Annotated in this window: 10 protein-coding genes, 1 tRNA gene and 1 pseudogene; 5 read left to right on the forward strand and 7 right to left on the reverse strand. The window is 55.8% G+C overall.

Features of this window, described 5'->3' with window-relative positions:
• Positions 1-112: 112 nt before the first annotated feature.
• From JUK32_RS28630 to JUK32_RS03765, 5 genes and pseudogenes are all read right to left on the reverse strand, one after another.
• Complete coding sequence (locus tag JUK32_RS28630; protein ID WP_375541549.1) at positions 113-685, reverse strand: Uma2 family endonuclease; 573 nt, start codon at positions 683-685, stop codon at positions 113-115.
• A 393-nt stretch (positions 686-1,078) separates the two neighbouring features.
• Positions 1,079-1,294, reverse strand: a pseudogene (locus JUK32_RS28635) (Arm DNA-binding domain-containing protein); the annotation flags it as partial.
• Positions 1,295-1,488: 194 nt separating this feature from the next.
• A tRNA-Arg gene (locus tag JUK32_RS03755) sits at positions 1,489-1,562 on the reverse strand.
• Positions 1,563-1,633: 71 nt separating this feature from the next.
• A complete protein-coding gene (locus JUK32_RS03760; RefSeq protein ID WP_204137516.1) occupies positions 1,634-2,374 on the reverse strand; it encodes a carbonic anhydrase in 741 nt (246 codons plus the stop codon).
• A 226-nt stretch (positions 2,375-2,600) separates the two neighbouring features.
• The gene (locus JUK32_RS03765; RefSeq protein WP_204137517.1) at positions 2,601-3,455 is read right to left on the reverse strand and encodes a methyltransferase domain-containing protein; all 855 of its coding nucleotides are present in this window, start codon (positions 3,453-3,455) and stop codon (positions 2,601-2,603) included.
• A gap of 157 nt (positions 3,456-3,612) precedes the next feature.
• On the opposite strand from JUK32_RS03765, the gene JUK32_RS03770 reads away from it, so the two are divergent.
• Positions 3,613-4,947 carry a TrkH family potassium uptake protein gene (locus JUK32_RS03770; RefSeq protein ID WP_204137523.1) on the forward strand — a complete coding sequence of 445 codons (1,335 nt, stop codon included), beginning with the start codon at positions 3,613-3,615 and terminating at the stop codon, positions 4,945-4,947.
• Positions 4,948-5,099: 152 nt separating this feature from the next.
• Here the strand turns inward: JUK32_RS03770 and JUK32_RS03775 are convergent, their stop codons facing one another.
• A complete protein-coding gene (locus JUK32_RS03775; protein WP_204137524.1) occupies positions 5,100-5,627 on the reverse strand; it encodes a phosphoribosyltransferase in 528 nt (175 codons plus the stop codon).
• A gap of 116 nt (positions 5,628-5,743) precedes the next feature.
• Here JUK32_RS03775 and JUK32_RS03780 point away from each other — a divergent pair, with 116 nt between their 5' ends.
• From JUK32_RS03780 to JUK32_RS03795, 4 genes are all read left to right on the forward strand, one after another.
• Positions 5,744-7,237, forward strand: coding sequence for an MFS transporter (locus JUK32_RS03780; protein WP_204137518.1), 1,494 nt, complete (start codon positions 5,744-5,746; stop codon positions 7,235-7,237).
• Positions 7,238-7,380: 143 nt separating this feature from the next.
• Positions 7,381-8,064 carry a cysteine hydrolase family protein gene (locus JUK32_RS03785; RefSeq protein WP_204137519.1) on the forward strand — a complete coding sequence of 228 codons (684 nt, stop codon included), beginning with the start codon at positions 7,381-7,383 and terminating at the stop codon, positions 8,062-8,064.
• Between the two features lie 80 nt (positions 8,065-8,144).
• The gene (locus tag JUK32_RS03790; RefSeq protein ID WP_204137520.1) at positions 8,145-9,695 is read left to right on the forward strand and encodes an ABC transporter ATP-binding protein; all 1,551 of its coding nucleotides are present in this window, start codon (positions 8,145-8,147) and stop codon (positions 9,693-9,695) included.
• 292 nt (positions 9,696-9,987) lie between these two features.
• On the forward strand, positions 9,988-10,335 hold the full coding sequence (locus tag JUK32_RS03795; protein ID WP_204137521.1) for a cupin domain-containing protein: 348 nt from the start codon (positions 9,988-9,990) through the stop codon (positions 10,333-10,335).
• Positions 10,336-10,551: 216 nt separating this feature from the next.
• On the opposite strand, the gene JUK32_RS03800 is transcribed toward JUK32_RS03795, so the two are convergent.
• A complete protein-coding gene (locus JUK32_RS03800; RefSeq protein WP_204137522.1) occupies positions 10,552-12,036 on the reverse strand; it encodes a TldD/PmbA family protein in 1,485 nt (494 codons plus the stop codon).
• Positions 12,037-12,254 lie beyond the last annotated feature (218 nt).

Raw genomic sequence — 12,254 nt, forward strand, 5'->3', positions numbered from 1 at the left:
CAGGGGCTCAGGAAATTTGAGGCCATCTTTCAGGGATGGTCACTAGCCCAGGAGGGATTTATGTGTACTTAGTAGCTCCCAGAGGGAGAAAGGCTGCAAACCTTAATACCGATTAGGCTATGGTGCCTGCGGCTAGTATCTGGGCGACGGTGAGGGTGAGTTCGGAAAGAGTAGGAGAGGCGATCGCTTGCTCACCCGCAAAAACCGTTTCTTCGTAAAGCCCTTCTTCCCACCGGAGTACGGTGACTTTGGCCGTGAGCGGATCGACAATCCAATATTCGGGCACTTCAATGGCGGCGTATTCAGACCGTTTGTAGCGGTAGTCACGAGTGATAGATTCTGGACTCACCACTTCAATAATGAGTTGCGGTGGGGTTTGAAATACTGCGGATTGCCCCAGCAGTTCTTGAGCTTGCTCGCGGGTGACCACACACAGGTCGGCCAATCGTGATTTGTTGAATCCGGTTCTAACTCCGGCCTCACGAAAGGTCAGCCAGGGTAAGCCTAGACGCTGAATTTCGGTATCGAGTTGCTTTTCCAGGAACTTAGCAATTAGTAAGTGTTCGGTGCGCGGTGGATTCATGAGCACGAGTTGGCCATCCACTAGTTCATAGCGGTTATCCGTGCCATCGTCATAGGCTAGATAATCCTGAAAGGTGAATGGCTGGGTAGCGGTGTTGACCATGGGAGAACAAGTTAGGTCTGCTGTCTCTATCTTAGGCGAGGTGATCGAAGGGAGCGAGACGATACGAGCTTCACGCAAGCAGGCGATCGCCCAATCACAGCAGGCACTCAAACGAGTGATGAAGCGCTTACAAGAGTCCAGTGGAATATTTTCCAAGGCGGCGTTTCGGATTTGCGTCGCCTCGGCCAATTGGTGGGTGGGTAGGTCATTGAGGTAATGGGTGAAGACTTTGTACTGATTCCGCATCGTGCTAGGTGAGCACTGGTGGCGTTTGTATTCGATGAAGGCTGACCATAGCTCCAGCAAGGAAGGGGGTGGGGTTTGATCCACAGGGTCAGGAGCAGAATGGGCGGACGCTCGTTGATAGCGTTTTAGGGTTTCATCGAAGCGCTCTTTCTCAATATCGTCTTCGAGAATCGCGGCTTTGCACTGCACGACTTTGCGGTTGCGTGGGGTATCGGCATAGCCGGTGCTGACGTAGCGACGTTTACCTTGATAGGTAAACACGAGTTGCAGGCGATTATTGGAAGGTTTGACTTGAACGCTGCCTTTGACAGCTTTTTGGGCGGTTGACGACATGCTGGAACACCTACTGCGATTGGTGCCCATGCTAGTTAGTGGCTTCTCCGGCCTTACCCCAAATTTACCCCAATAATTGCCCTGAACTGCTCCAAATCGGTCTATTCGGAGCCATCTTTAGAGCGCCTATACCCACCAAAAGGGGCTTTAGCTTTTCTTAGGGATTTGAACTAGAAGCCTTACTATTCAAGGAACATAAGGCTTTCGTGAATGTCAATATCGAACGGGACTGGCGCGATTCGAACGCGCGACCTACCACTTAGGAGGCGGTTGCTCTATCCAGCTGAGCTACAGCCCCAGAGTCGTCATCACTATAGCCTGACCGCGAAAACGGAGCAAAGGTCACTGAGGGGGGTTGACGAACAGGTGTTAGACCCGAGCAGAGCCGCGATAGATGCGTTCTGCTTGTTCTCTGGAGAGGCGCTGAGCACCGGGCAAATGGGTTGGTGGGCCAACGTATGCAGCACCATAGACCCCATCTTGGGGCAGTTTGCTGTGGGGCGGGGTGAAGGCGTGGGTGTCGGCGTCGTAGGTCAGGACTTCTCCGGTTTCGATTTTATAGATCCAGCCGTGGATGGAGAGGTTGCCCTGGTACATTTTGGAGCGAATGGCTGGGTAAGTGCGCAGGTTATCAATTTGTGTCAAAACATTTTCGGCCACTAGCGCATCTAACCGCTCTTTTTTATCAAGATGGCCATAGTTATCGGCGACGAGCTTGCGGGTGGCGTCCGCGTAGCGTAGCCATTCATAAACTAAGGGCATTTTGTCTTCGAGTTCGCCGATTTGCAGCAGCCCCTTCATTGCGCCGCACTGGCTGTGGCCGCAGACGATCACTTGCTTAATACCTAGCGCCTCGATCGCGTACTCAATGGTCGCCCCTTCACCACCGTTGGTGGCTTCAAAGGGAGGAATGATGTTACCGGCATTGCGAATGATGAAAAGATCACCAATTTCCGACTGGGTGATGATTTCGGGACTGACGCGGGAGTCAGAGCAACCGATGAACAGCACCCGAGGATGTTGCCCCTTGCTCAGTTCTTCGATTAGGGCCTTGTGGGAAGGGACGTAGCTACTTTGAAACTGCCGGATACCTTCGATCAGTTTTTGCATGGGTGCCCTTCCTTGCGGTCAGATATTTCGGTTCATTTATCATTAACTCATATCTGATGAATCAATGAGTCAAAGCTTTGCTTATTGCGTCAATTGCTTTAGCTTCTTGATACGACGTTTTATTTCGTCACATATTGACAGGGACTTATGGCGGCGATCGCCCCCATAAGCCGAGTCCACCGGACATGCTGGTGAAAGCTTGGTCGGGCTTTGTTGCCCCGATCGCTCAGGGCTTGGTGGCACACAGGATGCCGTAGCGAATGAGGCCCCGCTGAAAGCCCCAACGCATGAGCCCCAAGGCGAAGGCTCCTTGAATGGTCGGCCACCCTGTTTTCAACAGTCCGGCGATCGCCTCCCAATTCAACGCCGAAGTGATCACGTCATCCCAAAAGGGCGCGACGGCTTCTGACCAATCCCCCGTTTGAACATCGGCTAGACACGCCTGCTGAGCGAGGTTTGCATAGTCTGGTATCGACAGCACATAGGGCAGGTGATAGACCTGATAGAGCCACTGTAAATGTTGTTGTTCGCCCTCGGTGAGGGGGCCAGCGAGGGAGTTGGTCGAACGGTGGCACCAAGTCGCCATGAGTAACCGTCCCCCGGGTTTCAACAGGCGATAGCTTTCGCGAAAAAATTGGCCTTTGTCGGGGTAATGTTCGCCGCTTTCCATCGACCAAATGAAATCGAAGTGTTCGTCAGGAAAGGGGGTATTGAGCACGTCGGCGACAAGGAACTGAGCGCGATCGCTCATCCCTGCCGATTCCGCCCGTTCAGTTGCCCGTGTCGCCTGGGCGGGACTCAGCGTCACCCCAGAGACCTGGGCCTGGTAGCGATCGCCCAAATACAACGCACTGCCCCCAATGCCGCAACCCGCATCCAAAATGGCCGTCGCCTGGTCAATCCGCGCCCAGCGCAAGAGCTGGTCGATCAGGTCAATTTGGGCTTGGTAGCGGTCTTGTTTGCGATGGGTGCCCGTGGGGCCGTAATACCCGTGGTGCATATGCTCACCCCAGGTCCTTTCCCACAGGGCAGAAGACTGGTCGTAAAAGGTTTGAATATTTTGGTACAGTTCTGAGCTCATGGCGGTTGATTGACTACAAGGGCAGTGTAGTCTTCCGCTGCAACTCATGGAAAGATAAGGAGCGATATGGCTCCCACTGCCCCGTATCTCCCCGTCGCCAATCTGGGAGTGTCGCTAATATTGCCAGCAGGATTTTGAACGTATGGGTCTGTTTGAAATGACCGTGCCGCGTACCATTTGTGCCGGATTTTTGATGCTGATCATCATCGGCACCGGCTTACTGCTGTTGCCCTTTGCCACGGCGGGCGGCCAGTGGAACGACCCGATTGTGGCACTCTTTACGGCGACTTCGGCAGTCTGCGTGACCGGGCTGATTGTGGTGGATACCGGCAGTTATTACTCTTCCATTGGGCAGTTCATTATTTTGCTGTTGATCCAAGTGGGGGGGCTGGGCTACATGACCGCTACCACCCTGCTGCTGCTGTTGCTTAAGCGACGGTTACGCCTCAAGGAGCGCTTGGCCGTGCAGCAGTCGATGGATATGCCTGAGTTGTCGGGCACGCGCACACTGATTGTCTCCATTCTCAGCATGACGCTGGTATTTGAGCTGACGGGGGCCTTTTGCTTGATGCCCACCATGATGCGCGATTACGGAAATGGGTTTGGGCTTTGGCTATCAATTTTTCACAGTATTAGCGCTTTTAACAATGCGGGGTTCAGCTTATTTGAAGATAGTTTGGTGCAATATGCCCGCTCTACCTGGATCACCGCTGTCATCACTGGGTTGGTAATTTTTGGGGGGATTGGCTATCAGGTGATTATGGAGGCGTTTATGCGGGGGCGCGATCGCCTTTTGGGACGCCAAAAATACGGGGGCTTCTCCCTCAATTTCAAAATTGTTGTCGTCAGTTCCATCACGCTACTCGCCGTCGGTACGTTTGCCTTTCTCGCGACAGAAGCTACTAACCTAGACACGCTTGGTGCCATGGGCTGGGGCGACAAATTAACGGCAGCGTGGTTTCAGTCGGTGATTGCCCGCACTGCGGGGTTTAACTCGATTGATATCAACGGGATGCACGATGCGGCGCTGTTTATTATGATCGCGCTGATGTTTGTGGGGGCGAGTCCGGGCAGCACCGGGGGCGGCATCAAAACGACCACCGCCAGCATTTTGTTCATTTGCACAAGGGCAATTTTGAGAGGGAATGACGAAGTGCTGGTCTACCGCCGCGAGATTCCCCCCGTGCGGGTCTTCAAAGCGGTGGGTGTGGTGCTGGGGTCAGGCATGGCGGTGATTGGCGTGACGATCGCCCTCGCCCTATTCAATCCAGAATTCACCTTCATTCGCATTCTGTTTGAAGCCGTGTCTGCCTTTGCCACAGTGGGGCTCTCGACGGGCATTACGGCAGATCTAACAATCCCATCGCAGTTAGTCATCATTGGCAGCATGTACGTCGGGCGGGTGGGCGTGTTGCTGTTTATGGCGGCCCTGGCGGGCGATCACAGTCCCAGCCTGGTGAAATATCCCGAAGAGGATTTGCTAGTGGGCTAATCCCCAGTGTTGAGGCCCTCAGCACGGCCGGTAAACTGAGGACAGATCCTTTGAACGGCGAGGGGACGGTTCCCTCAACCAGAGATTTATCGCATGGCTTGACCCAAAAAGGGAACCGTCCCCTGGGTCAGTGCACTGTGGGAGTCGCCCTCTCAAACGCTTTCCACCACTTTGCGGCGGCTAGCGACTAAATCGGTGATGCTCATGCGTTCGTACTTGGCGGTGGGTTGATGAATCCAGGGATTATCGGGCAAATACTGACCGTAATAGTCCGGTTTGGCGGAGGAGCAGGCTTTTTGCCACAGCACCGCCGTCCGAATTTCGTCGATGTAAAAGCCGTAATGATGGTGCAACCATTGAATGCTGCGGTCTAAGGTCGTGCCCGAATCGACCAGATCATCCACCAGCAACACGCGATCGCCCAGGTTAGCCGTCGTCATCGTCAGATCTCTGGAGAACACGAGTTGGCCCCGCTGCTGATTGTTTTTGCCCCGGTAGGAGGCCGTGGAGAGAATCGCCAGCGGCACATCGTAAATGCGACAGAGCAAATCGCCAATGCGCACCCCCCCTTTGGCAATGCACACGATTTGGTTGAATTCCCACCCCGACTCATAGATCTGCACCGCCAGGGTTTCGATCAGGTCGTGATAATCATCCCAGGTGACGTGAAGGTCAGACATAGCGGCGATGGTACTGCTGGACAGACGGTGCCAGCGCCACAGCGCTAGCAGCATCGAGACAAGATTGAGCCATGATACAACTTGATAGGCTCAACCGACGGATGTAAGAGGCACCGATGACCCAAGAGTTTGCAAAAGCGGCTGACGCGGCTCCAGCCCCAGGCAAATTGTCGATTTGGACGAAGCTGGCCTACGGGATCGGCGACATGGGGGCGGGCATGACCTCGAATCTGATTGCCTTCTCATTTTTGATTTTTTTGACGGAGGTAGCGGGCATTCGTCCCGCGGCGGCGGGCACCGTGTTGCTGATCAGTAAGGTATGGGATGCGGTCAACGATCCACTCGTGGGGGTGTTGAGCGATCGCACCCAAACTCGCTGGGGCCGCCGCTATCCCTGGATTTTGCTCAGCGCGATCCCGTTTGGCGTCACCTTTTTTCTCATGTGGTTGGTGCCGGAGGGCAGTTCTGGCTTTCGCTTCTGGTATTACGTCGCCACGTCAATTCTGTTTCAGATCTTCTTCACCACGGCCAATCTGCCCTATGCGACGCTAACGGCGGAACTGACTCAGGATTATGACGAACGCACGGATCTCAATAGCTTTCGACTAGGCTTTTCGCTGTTGGGAGCCATCTCGGCGCTAGCGCTGGGGCTAGTGGTTACTTCGGTGATCGAACAAAAAACCTTGCAATACACGGTCTTGGGCGGTGTGTGTGCGATCGCCTCCGTCATTCCGCTGCTGATCTGCGTCTTTGGCACCTATCCCCAGGCCCAGCGCACCGCGATCGCCGTGCAACCTGGGGCTAACAACTCCGAAACCGACCTGCCGTTTTTCGCACAACTGCGCATCGCCTTTAGCAACCGCGCTTTTCTCTATGTGGTGGGCATCTACTTATTTGCTTGGCTGGCGCTGCAAATCACCGCCAGCATTATCCCCTTCTACGCCATCTTTTGGATGGGGCTCGACTCCTACTTTTTGCCCGCATTGTTGGTGCAGGGCACCGCCATTTTTATGATGTGGCCGTGCAACTTGCTCAGTCGCCGACTGGGTAAGCAAGGCATCTTTTTTGTGGGCATCGGCGTTTGGCTCATTGTGCAAACTGGCCTGTTTTTTCTACAGCCGGGACAAACTGGACTGCTCTATGCCCTCTGTGTGGCGGCCAGCTTTGGTGTGGCGACCGCCTACGTGGTGCCCTGGGCTATGCTGCCCGACGTTATTGAATTAGATGAGTTGCGCACGGGCCAGCGGCGGGAAGGCATCTTCTATTCGTTTATGACCCTGCTGCAAAAATTTGGCCTGGCGGGCGGCCTCTTCCTCGTCGGCCTCTTTCTCGAAGCGGCCAACTTTCTGGCGGAATCAGATATTCGTATCGTGGCGCGACGGTTCGTGCTGGGGGCCACGCTCGATGGCACGGGCTTTCCCCCCGAGCAGGCCATTCAGCCCGATTCCGCTCTATTAGCGATTCGCGCCTTTATGGGGCCAGTGCCGCTACTCTTGCTCTGCGGGGCACTGGTCCTCTGCTACTTTTATCCATTGACCCGCACCGTCCACAGCGAAATTGTGTTGCAACTCGCCGAGCGACGGCGGCAGCAGCAAGCCGATGCCGAGTAATCTTCACGGGGCTGCAAAGCCACAGTTCAGTCCCACCGCACACCGTCAATAATCGTGAACTTCCCCAAAATTCGTTCGTACTGAACTCTTCTGAAGACCCGTGAAATGCTACTTCTCCAGGGAGCATTTCATCACCGGGCACTATGGGACGTACCGTCAACGCTGATCCGTATCCTTATCCTTACAATGGCGACCTGCGGCCAGAGAATACGGCGCTGATCGTCATTGACATGCAGACGGACTTTTGCGGCCAGGGCGGCTACGTCGATAAGATGGGCTACGACTTGTCCTTAACTCGTGCCCCCATCGAGCCGTTGCAAAAGCTGTTGGCGGTGCTGCGATCGCTGGGCTACACCATCATTCACACCCGCGAGGGCCATCGTCCTGACTTGTCCGACTTGCCCGCGAATAAGCAGTGGCGATCGCGCCAAATTGGTGCTGGCATTGGTGATCCCGGCCCCTGCGGCAAGATTCTTGTGCGGGGCGAACCCGGTTGGGACATCATTCCCGAACTGGCCCCCATGCCGGGGGAAGTGATCATCGATAAACCGGGCAAAGGGGCGTTTTACGCCACCGATTTGGAACTGGTGCTCAGTCGCGGCGGCATCCAAAATGTGATTCTCACGGGCATTACCACTGACGTTTGTGTACACACCACCATGCGCGAAGCCAACGATCGCGGCTACGAATGTCTCATGCTGTCCGACTGCACCGGGGCCACCGACTACGGCAACTATCTCGCCGCCCTCAAAATGATCAAGATGCAGGGCGGGGTGTTTGGTGCCGTGGCCACCTCGACTGATTTGATTGAAACGATTCAAGATTGAGCCGGGCGATCGCCCGACTGTCCGCCGATCGCTGCCTGCGATCGCTGTTCTGATTTCCCTGTTGTTTCCCCTTCCTCGCCATGGATACTGCCACGTTGCCCACCCCGCCCCTAATTCCCGAAAAGCCTCCCCAACTCGCGGTGGTGGAAATGACCAAACGGTTTGGCAGCTTCACCGCCCTCGACCAAGTCTCCATGACCCTGAAACCAGGGACGCTCCATGCCCTGCTGGGCGAGAATGGCGCGGGCAAGAGCACCCTCGTGAAATGTGTGATGGGCTTCTACCATCCCACGGCGGGGCAAATCTTGATTGACGACCAGCCCCAAGTCATCAACAGCCCCAAAGATGCCCACGCCTGCGGCATCGGCATGGTGTATCAGCACTTCACCTCCGTTCCGGCCATGACCGTAGCCGAAAATTTGGTGCTCTCCCGCTACGACAACAAAGCTCTGATTAACTGGAAGCAAGAACTCGCCGACCTGCAAGGGTTCATGGCCGATGCGCCGTTCCACGTAGATTTAGAAACGCCCGTCGGCCAACTCGCGGCGGGTCAAAAGCAAAAGCTCGAAATTCTCAAACAGCTTTATCTCAAGAGTCGCTTACTGATTCTGGATGAACCGACCTCCGTGCTCACCCCCGATGAAGCCGATGAGGTCTTAGGGCTCTTAAAAGAGGCGGTCTCCCAAGGCCAGCTCAGCGTGTTGCTGATCACCCACAAATTCCGCGAGGTGCAAGCCTTTGCCGACGAAGTGACGATTTTGCGGCGGGGGCAACTGGCCGGTCAAGGCCATGTCAAAGACCTGTCCATCGAGGCGATGGGCGAAATGATGCTCGGCAAAGAGCGCCAGCATAAGTCAGTCTCCAAAGCCGCCGTCGAGGCCCGCACCCCTGTACTGGAAATCGTTGACCTGCACGCCAATAAAGACAACTGGCTGCCAGCGGTCAAAGGCGTCAATCTGCAAGTGCATACGGGCGAAATTGTCGGCATTGCCGGGGTGTCGGGCAACGGCCAGCGGGAATTTGTGGAATGTTTGTCGGGGCAGCGGATTCCGACGGCGGGGCACCTTAAGGTGAATGGCGATCGCTACACCGCCACCCGCACCGAAATGGCGAAACACAGCGTCTACTCCCTGCCCGAAGAACCCCTGAAAAATGCCTGTGTGCCCAACATGAGCGTGGCGGAAAACATGGCCCTGCGCACCTTCGATCGCCCCCCCCAAGCCAAATGGAATGTGCTACTCATCCTTAAAGCCATTCGCAGTGCTGCTGTCGGGCTGGTGGAAGCGTTCTCAGTCAAAACCCCCTCGGTCGAGACCCCCATCAGCCACCTGTCAGGCGGCAACGTGCAGCGCACTGTCCTCGCCCGCGAACTCGCGTCCCATGACGTGCAACTGTTGATTGCCGCCAATCCCAGCTTTGGCCTGGATTTCGCCGCCGTTGATTTCATCCATGACATGATTGTCGAAGCCCGCAATCGCGGTGTGGCAGTCCTCCTGGTCAGCGAAGACCTGGACGAGTTGCTCGCCCTCTCCGATCGCATCATCGTCATGAGCGAAGGTGAATTTGTGTATGAGAGCGCGATCGCGGATGTCGATCTGAAATTGATCGGTCAGCGCATGGCCGGACATTAGGGTGTGAGGGTGACTGGGTAGCCGGGTGGCTGAGTAGCAGGGTGGGAGCCATTCAGGCTATGCTTGCCCGCCACTTCACCTTGCTAAATCCAGTGTGTCTTTGACATTCATGTCGGATATCGTTGGGGCGACGAACCATGAGCCAAAATTCTCAGCCTTCTGCCAGGCCCTATCAACGCCCCGCGACAAGATGTTCAGGATTAAGTTATCCCCATCATGAACATCGCCCCCGCCGTCAACAGCAAAACCCATTTACCCTCACACCCTGCCACCCTCATACCCTGCCACTCCTATGTCAACGCCTCTCGTCATTCCCGAAATTTGGTCCCTGGCCGAGCGTGCCGATACCCTGCCCTGGCAACCGTTTCGTCCCGGTGTCGAAATTCATCGACTCTATGGCGACAGCAGTGGGCCAGCCGCAGCACTCTTACGTTATGCGCCCGGTGCCCAAGTCCCCCACCATGACCATACCGGCTATGAACACATCTTCGTGCTGTCCGGAACCCAACGCGACCAACATCAGACCTACCCTGCCGGGTCGCTGGTGATCAACGCCCCCGGTAGCGATCACTGGGTCGCCAGTGACGACGGTTGCCTCGTGCTCATCGTTTGGGAAAAGCCCGTCGCCATTCGCGCATGAGCGACGACGCGGAGTTCAGTAGACGGGGACACCGGCCCTTCATCAAGGGGTGAGGGTCAGCACGATCGGGCGCGGAGCCATCGGGAGCTGACTGCGAGTTGCCAGCACTTCCGGGCCGCAGACAAAGAACCCCGATTTTTGGACTGGAAGACAAGCTTGAACCGGCTCGTCCGCTCCAAAAATCGGGGACTTTACGAGATTAATTAAATCAGCGGGTTAGCGTCCGCCGACGGTGATGGAATCGACTTTGATGTGGGGCTGCCCGACGGTGACGTAGATGCTGCCGCTGATGGAACCGCAGAAGCCAGGGGCGAGGCTGATGTCCTCGGAACACATGGAAATGCGCTGCATGACTTCTTTCGCCTCACCAATTAGCGTTGCGCCTTTGAGCGGCTTGGAAATCTCACCGTTTTCGATCAGATAGGCTTCGTCCACGCCAAAGTTAAACTGTCCTGTGGGGCCAACGCTGCCGCCGCCCATCTTTTTGCAGTAGATGCCCTTTTCTACAGAGTTGAACAGCGCTTCGTTGGTGAAGTCGCCAGGGGCGATGTAAGTGTTGCGCATCCGGGAGGCCGCTGCGTAGGTGTAGCTTTGGCGACGACCGCTGCCGGTGCGGGGATGACCGGTGCGCATGGAACCGGCGCGATCGCTCAAGAAGTTCTTCAAAATGCCGTTTTCGATCAGCAGGGTGCGCTGGGTGGGCATCCCCTCATCATCCATATCAATGGTGCCAAAGGCATCATCCGAGAGTCCTTCATCCCAAGCGGTGAGGTTTTCGTGGGCAATTTTCTCGCCTTTTTTGTCGATGAAAGGCGTCGTGCCGCGCTCGATTTGCGTCGTTTCTAGCAGGTGGCCGCAGGCTTCGTGAAAGATCACGCCACCAAAGTGATTCGCCATGATGATGGGATAGTTGCCCGACTCGACATAATCGGCGTAAAGCATTTTGCCCGCTGACTCAGTGATGTCGTGGGTCATTTGGTCGTAGTTCCAGGTGCGGAGGAAGCCGGGATCGCTGGTGTCGCCCGCCCGCTGACCAATGGAGGAGCGATGATCGCCATCGGCGCACAACAAGTTGCAGCCGACGGATTGGGTCAGGCGAATGTCGCGGGCAAAGGTGCCGTCACTAGCGGCGACCATGACCTCTTGCCAATCGCGAAAGTACCCCGATCGCCGGGCTTGCACGTGGCTACCTTGCTTTGCTAAAGCAGTATTGGCAGCTAAGAGCACGTCACCCATTTCCTGCATGGAGCTACAAGCCACGAGCCAGCTATCCTTGTCCTTCGTGGTGGCGTAGTCGCGCAGCAGTTCCAGATTAGTTTCAGGAATGGACGCGGCTGGCCCCGGCAGCCGTAGACCCAGGATGGAGAGGGCTTTTTCCATGGCCGCCCGCAGACCATGGAAGGTGAGGTCATTGGTGCTAACGTAACAGTCGCCCTTGCCTTTAAAAACTCGCACCCCCGCCCCGGTGACCAAGCGCGGCGAAATGCCGGTAATGGCGTCGTCTTCGGCCATGCAGCTGATGTACTGATTGCGCTCTAGGAAAAACTCGATGAAATCGGCTCCAGCGGCCCGACCTAATCCCAACAGCATGGACAGGGGATCGCGCCAGGAGGCGTCGAAGCGATCGCGGGTCGCATCAAAGGTTAAGTTGGGGATCTCTTGGGTGCGGAGAAATGTTGCGGGAATCGTGGCGACGGTCATAGATGCCGTGTCCTTCCGTTTGGGTATGCATTCACAATCGTCATTAAGTCTAGCAAAGGCGCTTGGTAAAGGGCGGGTTTTCTTGGGGAATGGGGAGCAGGGGAGCAGGGATGCGGCGCATGATTGCACTTAGGGATCTGCAACTAAATAAAGTACCCGTTCAATCCGGTTGCGACTTCGCTCAACCTACCAGTATCGAGAGTTGAGCGGAGTCGAAA

Source organism: Halomicronema sp. CCY15110 (assembly GCF_016888165.1).
Lineage (GTDB): Bacteria > Cyanobacteriota > Cyanobacteriia > Phormidesmidales > Phormidesmidaceae > Halomicronema.

What these genes read in the sequence shown, in the direction of transcription:
- JUK32_RS28630 (WP_375541549.1), bottom strand. Translation starts at nt 685, where the DNA reads ATGGTCAACACCGCTACCCAGCCATTCACCTTTCAGGATTATCTAGCC.
- JUK32_RS03760 (WP_204137516.1), bottom strand. Translation starts at nt 2,374, where the DNA reads ATGCAAAAACTGATCGAAGGTATCCGGCAGTTTCAAAGTAGCTACGTC.
- JUK32_RS03765 (WP_204137517.1), bottom strand. Translation starts at nt 3,455, where the DNA reads ATGAGCTCAGAACTGTACCAAAATATTCAAACCTTTTACGACCAGTCT.
- JUK32_RS03770 (WP_204137523.1), top strand. Translation starts at nt 3,613, where the DNA reads ATGACCGTGCCGCGTACCATTTGTGCCGGATTTTTGATGCTGATCATC.
- JUK32_RS03775 (WP_204137524.1), bottom strand. Translation starts at nt 5,627, where the DNA reads ATGTCTGACCTTCACGTCACCTGGGATGATTATCACGACCTGATCGAA.
- JUK32_RS03780 (WP_204137518.1), top strand. Translation starts at nt 5,744, where the DNA reads ATGACCCAAGAGTTTGCAAAAGCGGCTGACGCGGCTCCAGCCCCAGGC.
- JUK32_RS03785 (WP_204137519.1), top strand. Translation starts at nt 7,381, where the DNA reads ATGGGACGTACCGTCAACGCTGATCCGTATCCTTATCCTTACAATGGC.
- JUK32_RS03790 (WP_204137520.1), top strand. Translation starts at nt 8,145, where the DNA reads ATGGATACTGCCACGTTGCCCACCCCGCCCCTAATTCCCGAAAAGCCT.
- JUK32_RS03795 (WP_204137521.1), top strand. Translation starts at nt 9,988, where the DNA reads ATGTCAACGCCTCTCGTCATTCCCGAAATTTGGTCCCTGGCCGAGCGT.
- JUK32_RS03800 (WP_204137522.1), bottom strand. Translation starts at nt 12,036, where the DNA reads ATGACCGTCGCCACGATTCCCGCAACATTTCTCCGCACCCAAGAGATC.